The sequence below is a fragment of the Marinoscillum luteum genome (genome assembly GCF_044005705.1).
GTDB lineage: Bacteria > Bacteroidota > Bacteroidia > Cytophagales > Cyclobacteriaceae > Marinoscillum > Marinoscillum luteum.
Window position 1 is genome coordinate 502,114 of record NZ_JBIPKE010000020.1, and the last position, 21,250, is coordinate 523,363.

Consider the following 21,250-nt stretch of genomic DNA (forward strand, 5'->3'; position numbering starts at 1 on the left):
GGTTGAAAAAATAAGTCATACCAAATGCAAAATATTGGGGATTCCTTTCAGTGAAACTGGCTTGCCTGCCGCTGCAGACTCATAAATCTTATCAATGATGAACATATCCCGCTGGCCCATTTCACCACGAACCGTGCTCTGCTTGTCCTTTAAAATACATGTAGCAAAATCATCCATCTGGAGTGCCTGCTGATTGACAGCCGGGAAGTTTATAGCGCCCAAATGGGTCCTGCCCTTCAGGCCACCATATGAATAAGCAGGCGCCAACTCCCAGCTCCCCTCCTGAGCCTGTACTTTCAAATAATTAGAACTCTCCTCGTAGCTCGTCCTCATTTTGGCATTGACTCCCGTAGGGAAATCAAATTTGACATCCAGTGTACCCTCTACAGCGCCATAAAACGCTCGATCGACAGTGGTATCCGTAGCTTGTAGAGCGATGGGCAACTGACCGAGGGTATAGATGGTGCTTTGTATGGCATAGATACCCACATCCATGAGGGGGCCCCCGCCTGCCATTTCTTTGTCCAGACGCCAGCGACTTTTATCTCTCAGAGGAAAAGCAAAACCAGCGTCTGATTCGAGTACCTTCCCAAATACCTGCCGCTGCCCCAATCTCATAGCCTCAAGATTGTGCGGTTCGAAATGCAATCGATAGCCAATGGAAAGTTTCTTTTCAGCCTTGCGGCATGCATCAATCATCCTTTGACAATCTTCATATTTGGTGGCCATCGGCTTTTCGCAAATCACATGCTTGCCTGCCTGAGCAGCCCGAATCACGAACTCCGCGTGCATGGAATTGGGGAGGACCACGTACACAATGTCTATTTCATCATTGTTCGAGATCTCATCAAAGTTGTCATAGTTATAGACATTCTTAGATGAGATATGATACTGGTCCACCCACGAATCTGCTTTCGAGGGGGTGCCTGTGACAATTCCCGCCAGGTAGCAGTTTTCTGTCCTTTCCAAAGCCGGTGCCAGTTGACCCGTAGCATAACCGCCTAACCCCACCAGTGCCACACCGAGCCCTCTTTTCTCCCCGGCCCTACCCGAAGGACCTGAAAGCAGCCCAAGAGTGGTCAAACTGCTGGCCACCATGATGCCCCCTGTGGACTTGGCGGTATTGGATAAGAAATGTCTTCTTTTCATTGGACTTATGGTTTAGGTTCGGGGGACTCCCCTACTTGATGACGATCTTTCTTAGTTCGCTTCTGGTAGTCCCTTGTACTTTGAGTAAATAGATTCCGCTGGTTAAGTTCAGTGAAAGGCTCACCTCCTGCCCCTCCATTGGGCTAAAATCAGCCACCAGGTGACCACTCAAGTCATACAGTGTCACCTGATGCACAGGCTCTTTCGATCTGACCGTTAATTGACCGTCAACCACCGGGTTAGGGAACAGCTCCAGATTCGAATGATTTTTCCATCCCAAAACCGTAAGGTCTATGGGTGTGGAAGCATACTCTCTAAGCCAGGCCAATGCCGGTCGCTCCGTTCCATCGGTATTGATCAAATAAGCCTTCTGTGCGGTACGCCACATCCCACTACGCCACCCCCAGAGGGTGACTCCTATCACCGATTCGTGCTCCCAAAACAGTGGGAAAACTCGCTTGTACTCATCCAGCTGAATCTGATCTGTGGATCCATCTATATCCATCTCAGTCACCATGATCGGCAGGCCTGTATCACCCAGTTTATCGAGTTGATCGGCAATGGTGGTGGAGCTTCCAGTGGTAGAAAAGGCATGTGCCTGTACGCCGATTACATCTATCAGATTCTCTGCCTGCAACAGCTCTATGATTCTCTTGTATTTATTGGCATTACTGCTACTGCTCACAATGTTGTACTCATTGATCACCAGTTTGGCATTTGGAAAACGCTCTCTGGCCATGGTGAATGCGGTGACGATCCAATCGTATCCGGAAGCTCCTCTACCCCCCAACGCATCTATGTAATTGCCATTGCCGGCACCACTCGGAGGATCATTGATAGGCTCGTTGACCACTTCCAAGTAATCCACATCGGGGTATCGCTCTGCCACAGCATCCATCCATTCGGTGATTTCCTCCAGCTGCTCCTCCACCGGCAAATCTTCGATCCAGGAGGGTTGCTGATTTCCCCAGATCAACACATGAAACCTAAACACAAAATCGTTTTCCTTGGCAAAATTGTAAGCCGCATCCAATGTGGCCCAGTCATAATTATCCTGCGTCCTTTCCACGCTTCCCCATTTTCCGGCATTTTCGGGCGTTACCTGATTCCAGTAAGTCTCATATCCGCTTAGCTGAGAGCTACTGTATACATTGCCAAGAAACTTCTCCATCCCATCGGCTATGGGCTTTTCCTGACTCACCGCCATCTGCCCCATGATCATCAACCCAATCAGTAACAATCCTCTTTTATTCATCTTCATAAAATATAATCTGTTATAATCACCTCAAATTTCCTATCGTTATTTCACCTTCAAATTCACAGAAACAGGAACAGACGCACCCAGTTCGAGACTTCTGCTGGTGGGCAGAGATCCGCCAACGTGTATTTTGAAATCACCCTTCTCCAGAATGGTTTCACCCTTCTCATTGACCACCTGAAGCATTTCAGGGTTTATGGTGAAGGAAATGCGCTGTGACTCACCTGCCGCAAGCTTTACCCTGCGAATGGACTGTAAAGAAAAAAGCGGAGTACTCACACTGGCTTCTACATCCGTCACGTACAGCTGCACCACTTCCTCTACATCAAAATCCCCTTCGTTGGTCACTAGAACAGAAACCTCAGCAGACTCTCCTGACTTTATTACCGACCGGGTGACGGCAGGGGTCCCATACTTGATTTTGGAGTAGTGTAGTCCAAAGCCAAAAGGATACATCGGCTCGGCTGTCATATATTTGTAAGTTCTGCCCCTCATACTATAATCCTCATATGCTGGCAACTGATCCATGCTCTTTGGAAAAGTAATCGGCAATCGCCCGGAAGGTGAGGCTTTACCGAAAACAATATCAGCGATGGCATTACCACCTTCCTCACCGGGATACCACACCAATAACACTGCATCGGCTATTTCGTGAACTTCCGAAAGATTCATGGGGCTTCCACCAGTGACAATGGCTATCACGGGCTTGTCATTGTCGGCTTTAAGTTTTTTCAGGTAATCAATCTGATTGGCAGGTATATCATAATCCAGGCGGTCACCATAATGCGCGGAGGCAATGGACTCCCCTTCCTCTCCTTCAATAAATCCCGTGATCCCCATTACCATCAAAGTCGCATCTGAAGTATGTGCCACCCCAGACGACCAGTCCACGGGATTTACATTCGGCCGATCGAGCAACGTGCCAGCTCTATAATGCACCTGACTGCCGGGAGCTACCGCAGCGGTGATGCCTTCCAAAACCGTGACCATATCAGGGTTTACCCCGTAATAATTTCCAATGAGTGGATCGATACCAGCCGCATTGGGACCTGTGACATAGTAGCGCGACAGGTCATTGGCCAAAGGCAACACTCCATTATTTTTGAGCAAAACAATAGACTTGACGGCAGCTTCCCGTGCCAACGCCCTGTGGGCAGGGCTGTTCACCACATCCAGCGAAATGGCATTGTATGGATTGGCATTGCTATCATCAAACATGCCCAGCTTGAACCTCGTCTCCAGCAACTTGGTAAGGGCCACATCAATAGTCTTTTCTTCGATCAACCCCTGATTCACGGCCTCCACCAGTGCCGGGAAGGTACTCCCGCAGTTGAGGTTTACGCCACTTTCAAGCGCCAAAGCTGAAGCATCTACCTGATTTTCTACAGTGCCATGTCCATTCTCTGAATAGAAATCCACAATGGCCCAGCAGTCACTCACGATGTGCCCGTCAAAGTCCCATTCACCCCAAAGTACCTCCTGCAGCAAGTAATTATTGGCACAACAGGGTTCATCGTTGGTCCTATTGTAAGCACACATTACAGCCTCTACATCCGCCTCCACCAATGCCTTAAAAGCTGGAAGGTATGTTTCATAAAGATCCTTTTTAGAAACAACAGCATTGAACTCATGGCGCAAACGCTCCGGACCACTGTGCACCGCAAAATGCTTGGCACAAGCCGCGGTTTTCAAGTATCGGGAATCTTCTCCCTGAAGTCCTTTCACAAAGGATACCCCCAATCTGGTAGTCAAAAATGGATCTTCACCGTAAGTTTCCTGGCCGCGCCCCCACCTGGGGTCACGGAAAATATTGATGTTCGGTGTCCAAAAGGTGAGTCCATTGTATCGGTTGTAATAACCCTTTTTCAGTGATGCATTATACATGGCCCGAGCCTCATCAGAGATGGCTGAAGACACCCGGTAAGCCAGCTCCTCATCAAAGGTGGCTCCAAGTCCAATGGCTTGCGGAAATACCGTAGCCACACCAGACCGTCCAACTCCATGCAATGCCTCGTTCCACCATTCATAAGGAGGGATATTCAACCGTTCGATCGCGGGGCTGTTCATCATCATTTGCTGAACCTTCTCCTCAAGAGTAAGTCTGCTCACCAAATCCTTAGCCCGGGCCGCATGGGTAAGAGAAGTTTCCAGATAATCCTGGCTTTCTGCATTGTGACTAATGGCTGCCAGCACAATCAATAAAAAGGATGCTAATTTTTTCATCATTAAGGGATTTAAATTTTATATGACCACCCGGATATTTTTTACTAAATATATCCCTCCCTCAACTCATTGCGGGAAAGGCTTAACAATCCGTAGGGTATTCATTAACAAACGGTGCCTACATCAACAAGAAATGCACGCTAATTCACTCTCATTTCAAGCCTCATGTGATTTAAAAATGAAGCAACATCAGCCCTGATTTCAGAGAAGCTTTAGACATTCATTGTGGCAAAGTAGCACAGATTCTTAAATTTTAAACAATCGATTGCGTAAAAATTTCAGTTTTACCACACATCTCACTACTTTAGCCAAATAGCCGTGTTTGCAATTGTCAGATACGCGATTGATTCAACTCAAACCAGACCCCACGTGAAATATCTATTTAGCACTTTTTTGTTATTCGCACTTTTCATCCTTCCAGCATCAGCGGAAACAGGATATGAACTCTGGCTCAGGTACCATAAGATCCAAAATACCGAGCTCCTCAATGGCTATCTCGGCCAAATCAAGTCGTTTAACGTAGTGGGTAGTTCGGCAACTCATGATGTGATCCGAAATGAGTTGAGTGCTGGCTTGAGTGGTCTGCTGGGTCAGACATTCGAGCCATCCACCAGCAGCAAGGCTTCCTTGCTAGCTGGTCTATCCGATGAGCCGACTATCGCCCAATACTTATCTGAGTCAGAGTTGACACAGCTGGGTAAAGAAGGTTATCTGGTCAAGGCCATCTCACAAAAGGAGTCATCGCGATTTCTCATCACCGCCAAAGACCCGGTGGGCCTGCTCTATGGCACCTTTCATTTTCTGAAGCTCCTCCAAACCAACCAAAACCTGGCTTCCATTAATATTCTTGAAAACCCCAAAGTGGACATCAGAATCCTCAACCACTGGGACAATCTGGACAGAACTTCGGAGCGTGGGTATGCAGGATTTTCTATCTGGAACTGGCACAAACTTCCTGACTATCTGGATCAACGATACATTGACTATGCGCGGGCGAATGCCTCCATTGGGCTCAATGCCACGGTGCTCACCAATGTAAATGCCAATGCGTTGGTACTCACACCTGCTTATCTGGAGAAGGTGAAGGCATTGGCCGATCTTTTCAGGCCGTATGGAATCAAAGTCTACCTGACTGCTCGCTTCAGTGCCCCCATAGAGATTGGTGGGCTGGACACAGCAGATCCACTCAACTCAGACGTGACCAATTGGTGGGAGGAAAAGGTCAAAGAAATCTATGAGCATATTCCCGATTTTGGGGGCTTTCTGGTGAAAGCCAACTCTGAGGGCCAACCCGGCCCTCAAAACTACGGTCGCTCGCATGCGGAAGGTGCCAATATGATGGCAGATGCATTGAAGCCTTTTGGTGGCGTGGTAATGTGGCGTGCTTTTGTGTACAGCAGTGAAGAGCCTGATGACCGGGCCAAACAAGCCTATTCAGAATTCAATCCTTTGGATGGCTCTTTCCGACCCAATGTTTTGGTACAGGTGAAAAATGGAGCGATTGATTTCCAACCACGAGAACCTTTTCACCCCCTTTTTGGCGCCATGCCCAAAACCCCCGTGATGATGGAGTTTCAAATCACCCAGGAGTACCTGGGTCAGGCTACCCAACTGGTCTATCTGGCCCCTATGTGGAAGGAATGCCTCGATGCTGACACCTATGTCAACGGTCAGGGGTCAACGGTTTCTAAAGTGGTTGATGGTTCGCTACATGATTATAGTATCACCGGAATTGCCGGGGTTGCCAACACTGGTACCGACATCAACTGGACCGGTCACCCTTTTGCGCAAGCCAACTGGTATGCCTTTGGACGCCTGGCGTGGAATCCGGATCAGACTGCCCAGCAGATCGCAGAAGATTGGATTCGAATGACGTTTAATAATCATCCAAAAACGATAGCTGCGCTAAGCGATATGATGATGAACTCCTGGGAAGCCTCCGTGAATTACATGACGCCACTGGGGCTGCATCACCTGATGGGTACGGGACATCACTACGGTCCGGCACCCTGGGTCAGTAACCTGTCCAGAGCTGACTGGACACCAGTGTATTATCACAAGGCTGATGCCTTTGGGGTCGGGTTTGACCGATCGGAGAACGGTAGCAATGCGGTGAGCCAATACGCACCGGAAGTGGCCAAAATCTTTAATTCTAAAGACGAAATCCCGGAGAAATTCCTCCTATGGTTTCATCATGTGGGTTGGGATTTTGAAATGAACTCTGGTAGGACCCTTTGGAACGAGTTGGCCTTCCGCTATCAGGATGGAGTGAATACCGTCAGAAAAATGCAGGAACAGTGGCAATCCGTACAACCCAAAATTGACGATGAGCGCTTCAAAAGCGTTCAAATGTTACTCACCATACAAGAAAAGGAGGCCGTCTGGTGGAAAGACGCCTCACTGAGCTACTTTCAGACTTTCTCCAAGAGACCTATTCCTGATAAGGTAGAGCCTCCAAAAAGGTCGCTGGAGTATTATCAATCTTTGAAATTCCCTTTTGCGCCGGGTATACGCCCGAGCTGGTAAAAGCTAAACTGAGACAACTATGCATTTAATGGAACAAACCATGCGATGGTTCGGCCCCAAAGATCCGGTAAGTCTGGCGGACATCAGACAGGCAGGATGTACCGGGGTGGTCACCGCCTTGCATCAAACTCCGGTCGGGGATATATGGCCCGTGGAGGAGATAGAGATCAGAAAAAGGGAGATTGAGGCTGCCGGCATGACCTGGACAGTGATAGAAAGCCTGCCAGTACATGAAGACATCAAAAAGCAAAGTGGGGACTACAAGCGATACATTGAAAATTACAAAGTCAGTCTTCGAAATGTTGCCACCTGCGGACTGAAGGTGGTCACCTACAATTTCATGCCCATACTCGATTGGGTGCGCACCAACCCATTTCATATCCTCCCCAATGGCTCCAGTGCCCTTCGATTTGAAAAAGCTGCTTTCATAGCCTTTGACTTGTTTCTACTGAAAAGACCAAACGCAGAAAAAGACTATACCGAAGATGAAATAAAAACTGCGAAGCAACACCTTAAGTCAATGGATGAGGCTGAAAAACAAACACTCTATAAAAATCTACTCCTGAGTCTGCCGGGCAGTGAAGAAGCATTCACACCGGAGGCAGTACTCTCAGCGCTCGAAACCTATGCCCACATAGATGCACCTAAGCTCAAAGAGCACCTGTTCCATTTCCTAAGGGAGGTGGTGCCGGTGGCAGAAGAAGTAGGCCTGAAAATGGCCATTCATCCGGATGATCCGCCGTATTCCGTATTGGGGCTTCCCCGAATAGTCAGTACAGAGCAGGATGTCAGGGAGCTGATCGATGGTGCACCCTCACCGGCCAATGGACTGTGCTTTTGTACCGGATCTTTCGGTGCACGAGCGGATAATGACCTGGTAGGGATGCTTCAACGTCTGGGTGAGCATGTCCATTTTTTGCATTTGAGAAATACCAAAAGGGATGCTGATGGCAACTTTGAAGAGGCCAACCATCTGGACGGTGATACGGATATGGTGGCAGTAGTGAAAGAGGTGGTTCACCTGATGAACCGTCGCCGGATCAGCCTCCCCATGAGGCCCGATCACGGGCACCAGATGCTGGATGACCTGAAGAAAACCACTTATCCTGGCTACTCAGCCATCGGACGCCTGAAAGGTCTGGCCGAGCTGAGAGGTGTGGAACGGGCGGTGGTGTATGGATTACAACCTGACGACTTACTTTAGGCATAATCGCACAGCTAACTTACTTATGCCGGAGGTGGTTAGCATTGTGCTGTAGGTTTATGAGAGTTTATTATCTTTACAGAACGTGGAGTTTCTCAAAGACATATCTACCAACCTCATATCTGATGCAATCGCATTTGGTGCAGGGGCTCTATTCAACAAACTAGCACTTTTAAAAAAAATCTAATTTCTGCCGGCGCATCCATTTTCAAGCGAGATACATCTATACGTTTTCATTTCATACAATCCACTTTTTAAGAGCACCTAATCAATTAGCATAGGAAAATCGCCCATAGCTTACCAATAAGCCTGGCCTTTCAATAGTGAGTATTTCGCCCAAAATAATTCTTAAGGAACTCAATAATGAAAGTAATTAGCTCATTCCATGTTTCAATTTGGCTCTGCTTACCATTCGATTGATCGTATTTCACCATTTGAATATCCATATTTATCCATTCCCATAACCAAAAAAACCGGCTCCCTTTGGAAGCCGGTTGCTAATTAGTGGATGATCTGATCATCCGAATTAGCTGCCTTAGTTTTTCTTAATCAATCGATAGACTGTGTGATCATCTCCCAAAACCCTGACCAAATAGGTGCCCTCGCTGAGCTGAGTAACATCCGTCACCAAATTAGTAGAAGTCCGCATTTGCAGCTGACCAGCCAGGTCATAAACCTCTACCACCTTTTTCTCACTACTGCGTACTTCAAAAGACCGCTGTGTCGGGTTGGGGAAAATGCGCACCTCAGTGTTCGTTAGTCCAAGTACCTGACCAATGACCAATGTGGCCGTAGCACTCCCTTCGTAATTCACTTCATCAATCACGACTGACACTTCATACTCACCAATGGCTGATGGTGCGGCAGAAGCTCCATCATATGTCACCACATAACTGAGCCCGGCAGGGTCAGTGGTAATGGTGGGTTCCTTCGCAGCGCCATCCACCAGATGTGCCAAATCCGAAATCTCTACCGTAGCCTGAGCCTTGAGGATGGTGAGTGTACCTTCCACATGAGTGATGGTATAATTGGCCGCAGCTCCGGCGGATAATGAGATGGGATAGGTGCCCACGTCCGAAGAATTGGTAGCCGTGGTACCGGCCACTGGCTCAGTAGTCAATACTGAAGCATCTTCGTCATTCACAAACCCAGCGTAGGAAATCGTAAGGTCAGGCAATGCCGTCCCGTAAGCCACTGATTGATTATCGGCAGTAGCTGTGAGGGCTGCTGGGCTGATGCTGAAGGTAATTTCTGCCGAAGCATTCAAGAAGTCATCATTACCGGCCTGGGTCACCTCAATCACCACATCCCCCACTCCTGTGATACTCACAGTAGCACCTGAAACTGTCACCGGCCCACTGATGACGGCATAAGAAACATCAAGCCCTGATGAAGCCGATGCACTGAGTGCAAAGTCGGCTTCACCATAGACTCTATCATCCACAGCGGTGACTGTGATGGTTTGTGCTTGTTTGTACGGGTTAACCGTCACCACGGCGGTCGCCGAAGCACTATTGCCATTTCCGTCCACAGCAGTCAATGTTACTGTGTTTTCACCCAAATGGGAAGCATTAAAAGTGCTGACGTCCAACGTCAACGTAACCTCCGAACACTCATCTGAAGACCCATTATCAATGTCTGCTACAGTAATGGATGCCGTATTATCTTCTCCAAGTCTGACCGAAATATCCTTCACCACCACCTCCGGTGGAGTGATGTCTTCAACTGTGATTGTCACTTCAGTGGTCATTTGTAACTCACAGGTTGTGCATTCCAAACCAGCCACTTCGGATATCCAATCTGTAGTGGCATCCATATTCGTGAGTGCTCCATTAATCGCCGAGGGAGATAAGTCGGTTACCACAGTTCCCTCTCCTTCGTTTAGGTCAAAAAAGCCGACTGACGTCTCCGGATTTTTCAATCCACAAACATCACTTTGCAAGGCAATGGTATCTTCATCCAACGCCGTGTTCCAGAAAGCTACTTCATCGATCTGTCCACTGAAATATTCATTATTCAGTGCGCCGATGGTCAGGTACTGGGAATTGAACAGACTGGAGCCCACACCATTCAGCGCAGAACTCTCAAGCGCACCATCCACATAAATTTTCCACGCCCCAGTGGTGAGATCAATGGTGCCCGTCACATAATGCCACGCATTGTCATTCACGGCTGTGGTGGAAGCCCCCGTGCTCTTATACCCACCGGACGCATCTCGACCATCCAAAACCACATTTCCATTGGCATTGATATACATCAGAAAGCCTCTATACCCATCATACTTACCCACCAGGTAGTTAGTAGATCCGGAATGATCAGTCTTCACCCACATGCCTATGGTCATGGCTGTGATCATATCTCTGGCATTCGTGCCTGCATTTATGTAGCCACCCATTCCATCAAAATCCAACCCCGAGCCCGCATCTCCGGCATTCATTCCGATCACATTGAAAGTAGTCGTTTGACTAAGTACTCCGGTAGCAAAATTTAAAGCTTCGCCAGATCCAGCCACCGGGCCATCCACGATGCTGTTGTCGGCACTGTTCCTAAGGTAGTATTCAACTCCCTCTACCGAGCTACCAATACCAATGGTCGTCCCTTCTGTATCGCCCGGACAAAGTCCTGAAACCGAACTGGTTACTGTTTCATCGGCAATCAGGGAGGTAATGGTGACGGTGGCCTCTGCACTTGCACTGTTTCCTGCTTCGTCAGTGACAGTAAGCGTAACCGTATTTGGACCCAGATCAGCACATGAAAAACTCGTCTTATCAAGGCTGTAGGTGAGTGCAGAAGTCGCAGAGCAATTGTCCGAAGATCCATTGTCGATGAGGTCAGCTGAGATAGATAGGATTCCTGAGCTACCCACCTGTGCTTCGATATCCTGAACCATTACAGTCGGTGCTACATCATCCCCCACGGTGATCTGGGTACTCATGATTTTATAACAATCAAAGGCACATGACACAGCCGCGTCATCTGTCTGCGCGCCTCCGTTTTTGAGCTGTGCTGGCGTACTGCTCACCAGATCGGTGAATATGGTACCACTGACAGACTCCAAATCATAATACAATACCAAATTATCCTCTGAGCCTGAGATACATCGACCCATATCATCGGAAATAGATCGGGCGGTACGTGCTGTGTCATACACCCGGATATCATCCATCAACCCATCAAACGACTGGTAGCCTGGAAAACCAGAGTTATTCAGGTACCCAAAAGTTAACTCACTGCCGGCACTTTTTAACGGAGGTAAAATAGTGCCACTTCCAGCTTCTACACCGTTGACCAATAACCTCACCGTAGTTCCATCAAAGGTCACTGACAGATGAGCGTATTCGCCAGAAGGCAAGGGGTTTGTACTGGTTCCAAATGTGGAGAGTGTGCCCCCATTACCTCGATTATGAACAACCGTAAACACACCGCTCTGAGTGCTTTGATAAACCTCTATGTCACTGCCGGTGGTTCCACCAGCATAGAAAATGGTATTATAAGAATTGGAAATACCACCGAGGCTTTCTTTGACCCAGGCTGAAAAAGTGTAACCGGCAGAATAGTCGAAAGAACCGGGAGTGGCTACCGCCAGGTAGTCAGCTGATGAAGGCAAAGACAATGCTTTTCCAGAGGAAGGCACTTCAGCATAGACCTGGAAAGTGGTGTTTTCACTCACTGCTCCGGTACTAAAAGAAAGACCACTTCCGGTTCCGTCCAGTGGCCCGTCAATCACGCTGCTATCCGCACTATTGCGCAAGGAATATTTCACTCCAACCATTGATCCATCCGTATTGATGGTAGTTCCGGCGTTTTCGTTCGATCCATCAAAGCAAACCGTGGTACTGGTAGCAGAAACTTCAACCTCAGGAATATAAGAATGTACCATGACCGTGAAGGTCGTCTGATCGGTTCGTCCGCCCCCATCAAAAACATCCAGTGTTACCGTATTCAATCCCTGATCGGAGCAGGTAAAGAAGGTTTTAGACAATTGCATGGAAGTAATGCCGCAATTATCCGAAGATCCATTGTCCACCATATCCGCAGTAACGACCGCCATACCTGTACTTTCATCGATGGTAACATTGATATCATTGGCAAGGGCCGCAGGTCCGTACTCATCTATGATCTCCATGTAGCGGGTAGCTGAGGCCGTTCCACCTTCATAAGTGGCTGTAACCGTCACTACCAGACCCCCTACATCCTCGCAACTAAAATCTGTTTTATCAAAGGTGTAGGTGATCCCTTCGCACTGTGTGGTACCTGAGCTTAACCCATTCTCTGTGGTCAAAGTAAACTGGCCAGACTCACTCAAAGAGATGGTACCAAAACCGATGGCCAAAGCTGGCTCCACGGTGATTACAGCGGTAGCGGTGGCCGCATTCCCAAAACCATCATCAGCCGTGAGGGTGACTGTATTTGCCCCCAGGTCATCACAGGTGAAGAGTGTTTTGTCAAGAGACAAATTTGTAATAGGTGCTTCACAGCTATTGATCGATCCATTGTCCACCTGACTTGCATTGACAATCACATTACCCGAAGCATCCAGTTTCACAGTAATGTCTTTGGCCACTGCGGTGGCAGAGCTGCTACTGGTGCAGGTACTTTGGTAATGCACATCATCGAGCAAGAAGCTGATATTGCTGGAGTTATTTCCCCGGAAAGCAATATTCCCGTTTAGCTGATTGCTACTAAAGTCAAAAGTGAAACTCTGAAAAGAGGGCTGACCATAATCAATGGCAAACACCTTGGTGAAAGTGGCCCCATCATAGATTCCCAGGTCCATGGTTAACCCACCGTAGGTTCGGGAGGTGCCATTTCGGGCCTTGAAGGTAAGTACTCCGGTGGCATTGACGGTATTCGGAAGAACGAGCATTTCGCCCTGATAGGCAAAGCTTGCACGTCCAGCATCGAAATTAAAACTATTGGGATTGCCAACCGGCGTCCAGCAATCTGGTGGTGTGGTACCACTCAGGTTTGCAAAATTTTCATTGACTACCCACACAGGAGTGGAGTCGGTACACTGAGCAAATCCTTCTAATGCGGAGATGAACAGGACTATAAGAGGCAGCAGTAATTTTTTCATAGCATTTTGTTTTGTTGGGTGACTAAAACAAATATGCCTGTTAGCTAAATGGGATTTTTACGTCAGTTTCCGAATGGCGCTTATGAGTTTCCGAAAGGTTTTATCCCTGCATGACCTGAAAGAACTCGTCTTTCTTGTCTTTGGAAATTCCCACAAGCTTCTGATTGTCCATGATGATATATCCTCCATCTTGGTTGACGTACTGTTTGATGTGCTTGAGGTTGATGACGAAAGATCGGTGCGGGCGATAAAACTCCCTGACGTCTTCAAGGATATCGGTAAAAAACTTCATAGGTTTGCTCACTAAAAGCTCTCCATCTCCTGTGGTAAACACCTTGGTGTACATTCGGTCTGCCTCCATCATGATCACATCATCCAGCTCTACGAAAAGCACCCCATTGGAAACAGGAAGCCCAATTTTTCGGATATTGCTCACCTTGAGGGTATTTCGTAATTCTTCTAATCTTTCACTCACTTTTGACTGACCGATCTGCTGTATGGCCTTTTGTACGGCCGTCTCCAACTGATCATGTCGAAGGGGCTTTAGGAGGTAGTCGATGGCATTGAGTTCGAAAGCTTTGATGGCGTATTCAGCGTAGGCTGTAGTGAAAATGACCTCAAAGTTGATTTGCTCAGGTGTGAAAAACTCCAGCAATTGGATGCCGGAATACCCTGGCATTTCAATGTCCAGAAACACTATGTCCGGCTGGAATTTATTGATCAGAGCAACACCCTTGGGTAGGTCTTCAGCGGTCTCTATGGCTGTAATCTGAGGACAGTTTTCCTCCAGCAGGAGCCTCAGGAGGCGTCTGGCTTTTTGCTCATCATCTATTATTACAGCCTTCATTTCTCAAATATAACCTTGTGGACATGCGCTTTTAGTGTCAACTTCCAAAATACAGCTCTAAACTTCCAAATCAACTATGGCTCCCTTCGGAACACTGATCACCACGTAGGTGCCAGCGGCCTTTCCGGCATCATCGTACAAATCTTCTATTCGCTCCTCCACGGGTTTTTCACTATTGAAGTTGATCAGCTCTATCCTGCTCTTGATGGCATCAGTCGCAAAGGGCTTGTGCCTTTCGTTACGGCTTTGATTAAGCTCAGCAGATTTCACCCGACCAATACCATTGTCGATCACCTCACACCTCAGCATGGCTTCAGCCTCCAGATAACTGAACCTGACCGTAAGCTTGCGATCGGTTTTCTTATGCAAAAGTCCATGTTTGAGGGCATTCTCTACATAGGGCTGTATCAGCAAAGCCGGAAGCTTAATCTCATCATCATCAACGCCCTCCTCCATGATTACTTCATAGGTCAGTGCATCCTCAAACCTTAGCTTTTCCAGCTCAAGGTACAGGCTCAGCGCCTCCACCTCCTCCTGCACCGAAATAGCCCTGGCCTGGCTGTGATTGAGATAGATGCGCATCAGATCGGCGAACTTTCCCAGGTACTTTCCGGCCAATTTTTTTTCATTGAACATGATGTACTCCTGAATGGAGTTGAGTGCATTGAAGACGAAATGGGGGTTCATCTGAGATCGCAGCGCTTTTAACTCTGAAGCACGATACTGCTGCTCCACCACCAAACGCTTTTTCGTTTCTGCCAGCTCCAGATCGGTGATGGCCTGCTGCTGCTTCAATTGGCGCTGACGATAGATCAATACCCCACCACCGATAATCACTACGATCAAAACAATCAGCCCTGCCAGAAAGTAGCCCTGTTTGGATAGCTGTAGCCTCTGAATGGCGGCCTCTCTGGAAAGCAACTCTATCTCAGCCTGTTTTCCTTCCGTTTCGTACTTGGTCTGCATTTCAGCCAATTGTCTGGATTTTTCGGCATCCAGAATGGCTTTACTGAGTTTCGTATATTCCAGCTGTGTTTCAAAGGCCTTATCAGGCATATTCAGGTAATTGTATGCCATCGCCATGTCCTGCAATACCTTGTAGTAAAGTTCCACCTGACCGGATTTTTTTCCGGCCTCCACAGCCAAAAGGCCATCCTGGATAGCTTCTCTGTAACTACCAAGTGCCAGGTAATTCGAGACGTTATTGACATACATGGAAGGGAGATACAATTCATAGCCAGATGAACACGCCAGTTCAATGACTCGGTTGTTGGTGGCGATGGACTGTTCATGGTCTCCGGCCAGGTTATAAGCATAGGAAATCCCTTGCAACAACAATATTTCACTATTTTGATCGCGAACGGACTCATTCACTTTCAGTCCCAGATTGAAATAAGCAACGGCCTCATCAAACTCGCTGCTGTCCGCCTTGAGGTAACCCAACCACTCGAGCACACTCACTTCGCGCTGTTGATCCCCAATGATCCGGGTCAGATCCAATAATTCAAAAAAATCAGACGATTTCAGCTTACTCGGTTGATGATCATAGTAGATGGTGGCCACATTCAGTTTGGCAGTGATGATCAATGGTTTGTCATCAATAGCCTCGGCTATTCTCAAAGCCTGAAAATACGCATCGAGCGCCTTGTCTATTTGTCCCTTGTGTTGGTAAAGTATACCAATCCCGACATAGGAAGATCCAATATAGAGGCTATCGCCCACTTCCTGGGCGAGCAGGAGCCCCTTGTTGAGATAATAAGAGGAAGAGTCCAGCAAACCTGCCGTTTGAAAATAAAAACCCAGTCTATTCAGTAATTTGACGCACTCGGCATTCAGGTCGTGTTGTAACCCAATCTGAGCTGCCCGGCGATAGTAGTAAATGGCACTGTCCAGGTCTCCGGTGCAGTATTTCATTTTGCCTAGCTGCTCCAAAGCCTTCAATGCTCCACGGGGATAACCACTGAGCGAACCCTTTATTTCTCCATAATACAGCAAGGTCAGACTATCCTGATCACATGCCGTGGTTTCCATCAGGGAAATCAGGCTATCGATTCGCGCTGTAGTGGGAGGAGTATCTGCTGCTGTACTGACCATGCTGGCGGGCACAAACAAGTGAAAGACGAAAAAGCTGAATAGGCGGGTGGTGTGACTCATGTATCACAAATATGTCACTTATTTTGAATTAGGAACCTCCACATGGGTAGATTGCTTCGTCTGACCTGTGGTCCTCCTCGCAATGACGGTAAACGAAAATATCCCTCCACTGGCTTCAGTTTGCAACTGAAGCTTCAATCCATTTTAGGCTTAAGTTACGCTAAACTCAAGCCAGTATAATTAGCAACTTCGGCGGATTACTTATCTCCGTAATGCGACCAAGCACTCACTACATACACCACCACAACTTCCTCCTTGATACCATAAACCAAGCGATGCTTTCTATTTATTCGTCTGGAAAACAAACCTGCCAGATCATGTTTCAACATCTCGGGTTGCCCCGTACCTATCATGGGATGTTCTCGCAATTCATTAAATAATCGGTTCAGCTTCTTTAAAACGGATTGATCCCCAGCCTTTTTGTGCTTTTCAATGTCTTCTAAAGCATGATCTGAGAATTCCAGAACATAACTCATAGACCAAGCAAATCATTAATCTGCTCAGGAGTGGTAATCTTTTTAGTTTTTCCTGACTCCACCTGATCCATGCTTTCCTTTATCCGCTTGACCATTTCCGCATTGAAGTAAATGTCCTCTTCTCCAATAGGAGTCAAAGCATAGGATTTATCCTTCCCTCTCTGAACAATAATTTGCTCTCCCTGGTCTGCTCTTTCAAAGTACATCTTTTGATTCTGTCTAAACTCTCTGCTGCTTATTACTAACATATCGATATTATTTGGCGTACCATAATGGTACAAATATACGATATCTTCCATTACTATGTTTTAATCCCGAGTGGAAAGGATATGCTCTTTCCCTCTGGTTTCGGTTTACAACTGGAGCTGAATGAGTTACAACACAGATTGTCAGGGTATTGGTGGTGCAACCGAAAAAAATGGATACGGCGCTCTTCTACTTTGGTGATGAGTGCATCCACATGGGTAGATTGCTTCGTCTGACCTGTGGTCCTCCTCGCAATGACGGTAAACGAAAATATCCCTCCACTGGCTTCAGTTTGCAACTGAAGCTTTTCCCATCCTTCTTTATTTAACAGTTACAACTGACTCCTCACCCTAGCTCTCCCTGACCCATTGACAACAAATGACCAATCTGCTCGCCTATCCGGATCAGGTTCTCGCGGGTCTGCTTCATCGCAGATTCTACATCTCCGGGGCCATTCCCAATGGACAGCAATACCTGAAAATATTTCTTCATCTCTACCGGTGTATTCAATGGCACCTTACCGGCCAGCCCAATTACAGGGATGCCTAACGCCTTTGCTCTGACAGCCACTCCCATGGGGCCCTTGCCGCGGAGGGTTTGTTCATCCAGACTTCCTTCGCCGGTGATGATCAGGCTGGCTTTTTGTGCTGCCGCTTCAAAAGAGGTCACCCTGATGAATTCATCGATCCCATTCACAAGACTGGCTCCCAAAAAAGCATGAAGGCCTGCCGAAACACCTCCCGCAGCTCCGCCATGAGGCACGTCCATTTCCAGACCATGCTCCCGTAAGGCTACGGCTCTGAGACTGGTCAATGACTCCTCCAACATCAGCACTTCGTCGGGTGTGGCACCCTTTTGGGGTCCGAAAACGGAAGCAGCGCCCTCCTCACCCAACAACGGATTGTCCACATCACAAAGCAGCACAAACTCACAATCGGTAATGCGCTGATCCACCTGATTGATCTCAATATGCGCCAAATCCACCAACGTTTCCGCTGAAGTCAGCGGATCGTTACCTTCATCTAAAAACTGCACGCCCAATGCGCTCAAAATACCCATCCCTCCATCCACAGTCGCAGAGCCACCGAGTGTCAGGATGATTTTCCTGGCTCCGGCATCCAGAGCTGCCAATATCAATTCACCTGTGCCCAATGAGGACGCCTCTAATGGATTCAGTTCGTCGGGTTTTAGCAGCCGAATCCCTGAGGCGTTGGCCATCTCGATGATGGCAGTATGCCCATTTTCAATCAAACCAAAAGAAGCATTGATTTTTCTTCCTAGTGGATCGTGGACCATTACATTCATCATTTCACCACCACATTTCTGTACAATGAGCTCACCTGTGCCATCGCCCCCATCGGCTATGGGAAAGCACTCGGTGGTGCATTTAAGTTGACTATTGATGAGGCCTGTCTCAATGGCACTGGCTACCTCTCCGGCAGACAGGCTGTTTTTAAAGGCATTGGGAGCTATGAGAATGTGCATTTCTACAATAAAATTAGGGACAAAAGATACACCATTATAAACGAAGTAAGCCCCATCAGAATTGTGGCCACTGAATAAACCCGGAGCATTTCCCTCATGCCCACACCGGAAAACTTACTGATGACCCAAAAGTAGGAATCGTTGGCATGCGAGATCATGATGGACCCTGCTCCCATGGAAAGAACGCAGAGCAAATAGCCCATTTCGGTAGTGATACCGAGGTTTGGCAAAAGTGGCTGAACGATGGATGCAGCGGTGATCACTGCCACAGTAGAAGACCCCTGGGCAGTCTTCAAAATGAACGCCAATAGGAATGGAAACAAGATTCCCAGCCCTTCAAGTGGGATGGCCTGATTGACGTACTCCCCTATATTGATCGCCACCAGCACTGCTCCGAATGCCGCTCCAGCGCCAATAATTACCAATATGCCCCCAGACTTTTGCACTGCGTCTTGCATAAGATGAGACACCGTGTTCTTTTGCCAGCCGCGTTTGGTATTGAAAGCCAGCAACACACCAATAGCAAGTGCTATGACGGGATCGCCTATGGTTACTAACACTGAAATGACCCAGTTCTGATCCGGGGCATCCAGGGCTATAAATGATCTGATGGCTATCAAAAGAATGGGTGCTATAATGGGCAAAAATGCCCTGATCACTGAATGATCGGGCAAATCAGACTCCTGCTCCTCCTCATCTGCCAGAACCACAGGGTTTTTCTTACCCGCATACGTAGCCCACCAGAAACCCACCAGACTGGTGGGAATGGCCACGACAATACCAGCCATGATCAACTGACCAAAATCCACTCCGATGATCTCTGCAGCGGCCGCCGCTCCGGGATGCGGGGGAATCATACAATGAATGGCATATAAGCCGGCAGCCAGCGAAACCGCCATGGTCGCAATGGGCACCTTGGTTTTCCGAGCCAGCGAATTATTCAGCCCATCCAACACTATGAATCCTGAATCACAAAAAATGAGGGTCCCCACGGAAAAACCTGTGAGGTTCATCGCGAGCGCTGCTCGTTTTTCATTGACCAGTTTTCGGATGAAACCAGCCATCACTCGCGTGCTACCCGTATGCTCCAGTATCACCCCGAGGGTAATCCCCAACACAATGACCAGGCCCAGGGATTTTAAAATATTACCAAACCCATTTTTGACATGGGTAAGCACCTCGCTCACCGGCATACCCACCCCTATGCCCACTACAAATCCCGCAATGATCAAGGCAAAAAACGGATGCACTTTGAACCGGGTGGTGAGCAAAACAATCACTGCTATGCCCGCCAGGAGCCATAGGAATACATACAAAAAACTATTGATCATAAAGGGAATTTACGGTGTGCCGTGGCTGTCTCCAAAACGTTGGCCATCAAAACCTCGAAATTCTCCTGATCTGAGCAATTGGCTACTTAATACTTCTTCTGATTCCCAACTCCAGTCCCCTCAGCTCCGCCAGCCCCCTCAAGCGACCAATGGCCGAATAGCCAGGATTGGTTTGCTTACCCAAATCATCCAGCATCTGGTGCCCGTGATCTGGTCGCATAGGCATACGCAAGTCCGTTCTTCCCGCAGCTTTTCTTTTGTCCTGCTCCTTTACCAAAGCACTCATCACGGCATACATGTCCACATCCCCATCCAGGTGATCAGCTTCATGAAAATTGCCAGCTGCGTCTCGCCTTGTGCTGCGCAGGTGAATAAAATTGATGCGATGCCCGAGTCTTTCTACCATTCCAGGCAGGTCATTGTCTCCACGTACTCCGTAAGACCCTGTGCAAAAGCACAAGCCATTATTGGGACTATCACATGCTTCCAAAAGCTGTTTAGCGTCCGCCTCGGTGCTCACTACCCGGGGCAAGCCCAAAATAGGAAACGGCGGATCATCGGGATGAATGGCCATCAATACCCCTGCTTGCTCAGCGGCTGGTATAATTGCTTTGAGAAATGCGTAGAGATTGTTTCGCAATTCCTGATCGCCAATGGACGAATAGGTATCCAAAACCGTCTGAAACTGATCCAGGGTATATCCCTCTTCTGCTCCTGGCAGGCCGGCAATGATGTTTTTCACCAACAATTCCTGATCGGCAGCTGACAGGTTTTTCAAAGTCTCGGCGGCCTGTTGTTTTTGCTCTGGTGTATAAAACGCCTCTGCCCCCGGGCGCTTCAGCAGATAAAGCTCAAATGCGGCAAACTGAGCTGCATCAAACCTCAAAGCTTTGGAACCATCAGGCATCTCATAGGAAAGGTCTGTACGGGTCCAGTCCAATACTGGCATGAAATTATAACAGACCGTGTCAATCCCACAAGCACCCAAATTCAGGATACTCGTTTTATAATTTTCAATGTACTGCTCAAATTTTCCGGTTCGTTTTTTAATGTCCTCGTGTACCGGAATACTCTCCACTACTGACCATGTAAGTCCAGCCTGCTCAATCTCCGATTTCCGCTTCAGAATCTCCTCTTTGGTCCAGATTTCTCCATTCGGAATGTGGTGAAGTGCGGTAACAATACCAGTAGCCCCGGCCATTTTGATGTGTGAGAGCGGAATGGTGTCCTTCGGGCCATACCATCTCCAGGTTTGTTCTAATCCTTTCATATCC

Annotated in this window: 13 protein-coding genes; 2 read left to right on the forward strand and 11 right to left on the reverse strand. The window is 47.9% G+C overall.

All coding sequences use genetic code 11. From position 1 onward, the window contains the following. Positions 1-15 precede the first annotated feature (15 nt). From ACHKAR_RS20000 to ACHKAR_RS20010, 3 genes are read right to left on the reverse strand one after another with little or no spacing between them, the layout of a single operon-like run. Positions 16-1,149, reverse strand: a complete 1,134-nt coding sequence (locus tag ACHKAR_RS20000) for a Gfo/Idh/MocA family protein (protein WP_395419144.1) — start codon at positions 1,147-1,149, stop codon at positions 16-18. A gap of 31 nt (positions 1,150-1,180) precedes the next feature. Continuing rightward, on the reverse strand, positions 1,181-2,410 hold the full coding sequence (locus ACHKAR_RS20005) for an endo-1,4-beta-xylanase (protein WP_395419145.1): 1,230 nt from the start codon (positions 2,408-2,410) through the stop codon (positions 1,181-1,183). A 39-nt stretch (positions 2,411-2,449) separates the two neighbouring features. Beyond that, positions 2,450-4,633 carry a glycoside hydrolase family 3 C-terminal domain-containing protein gene (locus ACHKAR_RS20010; RefSeq protein ID WP_395419146.1) on the reverse strand — a complete coding sequence of 728 codons (2,184 nt, stop codon included), beginning with the start codon at positions 4,631-4,633 and terminating at the stop codon, positions 2,450-2,452. 366 nt (positions 4,634-4,999) lie between these two features. On the opposite strand from ACHKAR_RS20010, the gene ACHKAR_RS20015 reads away from it, so the two are divergent. Both ACHKAR_RS20015 and uxuA (ACHKAR_RS20020) read left to right on the forward strand, forming a co-directional pair. Further along, the gene (locus tag ACHKAR_RS20015; RefSeq protein WP_395419147.1) at positions 5,000-7,156 is read left to right on the forward strand and encodes an alpha-glucuronidase family glycosyl hydrolase; all 2,157 of its coding nucleotides are present in this window, start codon (positions 5,000-5,002) and stop codon (positions 7,154-7,156) included. Between the two features lie 19 nt (positions 7,157-7,175). Continuing rightward, positions 7,176-8,360 (forward strand): mannonate dehydratase, encoded by a 1,185-nt coding sequence (uxuA, locus tag ACHKAR_RS20020; RefSeq protein ID WP_395419148.1) that lies wholly within the window; start codon positions 7,176-7,178, stop codon positions 8,358-8,360. Positions 8,361-8,895: 535 nt separating this feature from the next. Here uxuA (ACHKAR_RS20020) and ACHKAR_RS20025 read toward each other — a convergent pair. From ACHKAR_RS20025 to uxuA (ACHKAR_RS20060), 8 genes are all read right to left on the reverse strand, one after another. Further along, positions 8,896-13,437 carry a LamG-like jellyroll fold domain-containing protein gene (locus ACHKAR_RS20025; RefSeq protein ID WP_395419149.1) on the reverse strand — a complete coding sequence of 1,514 codons (4,542 nt, stop codon included), beginning with the start codon at positions 13,435-13,437 and terminating at the stop codon, positions 8,896-8,898. Positions 13,438-13,537: 100 nt separating this feature from the next. Then, on the reverse strand, positions 13,538-14,284 hold the full coding sequence (locus ACHKAR_RS20030; RefSeq protein WP_395419150.1) for a LytR/AlgR family response regulator transcription factor: 747 nt from the start codon (positions 14,282-14,284) through the stop codon (positions 13,538-13,540). Between the two features lie 57 nt (positions 14,285-14,341). Beyond that, on the reverse strand, positions 14,342-16,438 hold the full coding sequence (locus ACHKAR_RS20035) for a histidine kinase (RefSeq protein WP_395419151.1): 2,097 nt from the start codon (positions 16,436-16,438) through the stop codon (positions 14,342-14,344). 197 nt (positions 16,439-16,635) lie between these two features. Continuing rightward, on the reverse strand, positions 16,636-16,914 hold the full coding sequence (locus tag ACHKAR_RS20040; RefSeq protein WP_395419152.1) for a Txe/YoeB family addiction module toxin: 279 nt from the start codon (positions 16,912-16,914) through the stop codon (positions 16,636-16,638). After that, on the reverse strand, positions 16,911-17,162 hold the full coding sequence (locus ACHKAR_RS20045; protein ID WP_395419154.1) for a type II toxin-antitoxin system Phd/YefM family antitoxin: 252 nt from the start codon (positions 17,160-17,162) through the stop codon (positions 16,911-16,913). The genes ACHKAR_RS20040 and ACHKAR_RS20045 overlap by 4 nt, the downstream gene beginning before the upstream one ends. 343 nt (positions 17,163-17,505) lie before the next feature. Further along, positions 17,506-18,645, reverse strand: a complete 1,140-nt coding sequence (locus ACHKAR_RS20050) for a glycerate kinase (protein ID WP_395419155.1) — start codon at positions 18,643-18,645, stop codon at positions 17,506-17,508. Between the two features lie 2 nt (positions 18,646-18,647). Next, a complete protein-coding gene (locus ACHKAR_RS20055; protein ID WP_395419156.1) occupies positions 18,648-19,976 on the reverse strand; it encodes a GntP family permease in 1,329 nt (442 codons plus the stop codon). A gap of 82 nt (positions 19,977-20,058) precedes the next feature. Continuing rightward, positions 20,059-21,246 carry a mannonate dehydratase gene (gene uxuA / locus ACHKAR_RS20060; protein WP_395419157.1) on the reverse strand — a complete coding sequence of 396 codons (1,188 nt, stop codon included), beginning with the start codon at positions 21,244-21,246 and terminating at the stop codon, positions 20,059-20,061. Positions 21,247-21,250: the final 4 nt, after the last annotated feature.

Coding starts and splice junctions, on each gene's coding strand:
- ACHKAR_RS20035 (WP_395419151.1), bottom strand. CDS start 16,438: ATGAGTCACACCACCCGCCTATTCAGCTTTTTCGTCTTTCACTTGTTT.
- ACHKAR_RS20000 (WP_395419144.1), bottom strand. CDS start 1,149: ATGAAAAGAAGACATTTCTTATCCAATACCGCCAAGTCCACAGGGGGC.
- uxuA (WP_395419148.1), top strand. CDS start 7,176: ATGCATTTAATGGAACAAACCATGCGATGGTTCGGCCCCAAAGATCCG.
- ACHKAR_RS20050 (WP_395419155.1), bottom strand. CDS start 18,645: ATGCACATTCTCATAGCTCCCAATGCCTTTAAAAACAGCCTGTCTGCC.
- ACHKAR_RS20010 (WP_395419146.1), bottom strand. CDS start 4,633: ATGATGAAAAAATTAGCATCCTTTTTATTGATTGTGCTGGCAGCCATT.
- ACHKAR_RS20055 (WP_395419156.1), bottom strand. CDS start 19,976: ATGATCAATAGTTTTTTGTATGTATTCCTATGGCTCCTGGCGGGCATA.
- ACHKAR_RS20030 (WP_395419150.1), bottom strand. CDS start 14,284: ATGAAGGCTGTAATAATAGATGATGAGCAAAAAGCCAGACGCCTCCTG.
- ACHKAR_RS20005 (WP_395419145.1), bottom strand. CDS start 2,410: ATGAAGATGAATAAAAGAGGATTGTTACTGATTGGGTTGATGATCATG.
- uxuA (WP_395419157.1), bottom strand. CDS start 21,246: ATGAAAGGATTAGAACAAACCTGGAGATGGTATGGCCCGAAGGACACC.
- ACHKAR_RS20025 (WP_395419149.1), bottom strand. CDS start 13,437: ATGAAAAAATTACTGCTGCCTCTTATAGTCCTGTTCATCTCCGCATTA.
- ACHKAR_RS20040 (WP_395419152.1), bottom strand. CDS start 16,914: ATGAGTTATGTTCTGGAATTCTCAGATCATGCTTTAGAAGACATTGAA.
- ACHKAR_RS20045 (WP_395419154.1), bottom strand. CDS start 17,162: ATGTTAGTAATAAGCAGCAGAGAGTTTAGACAGAATCAAAAGATGTAC.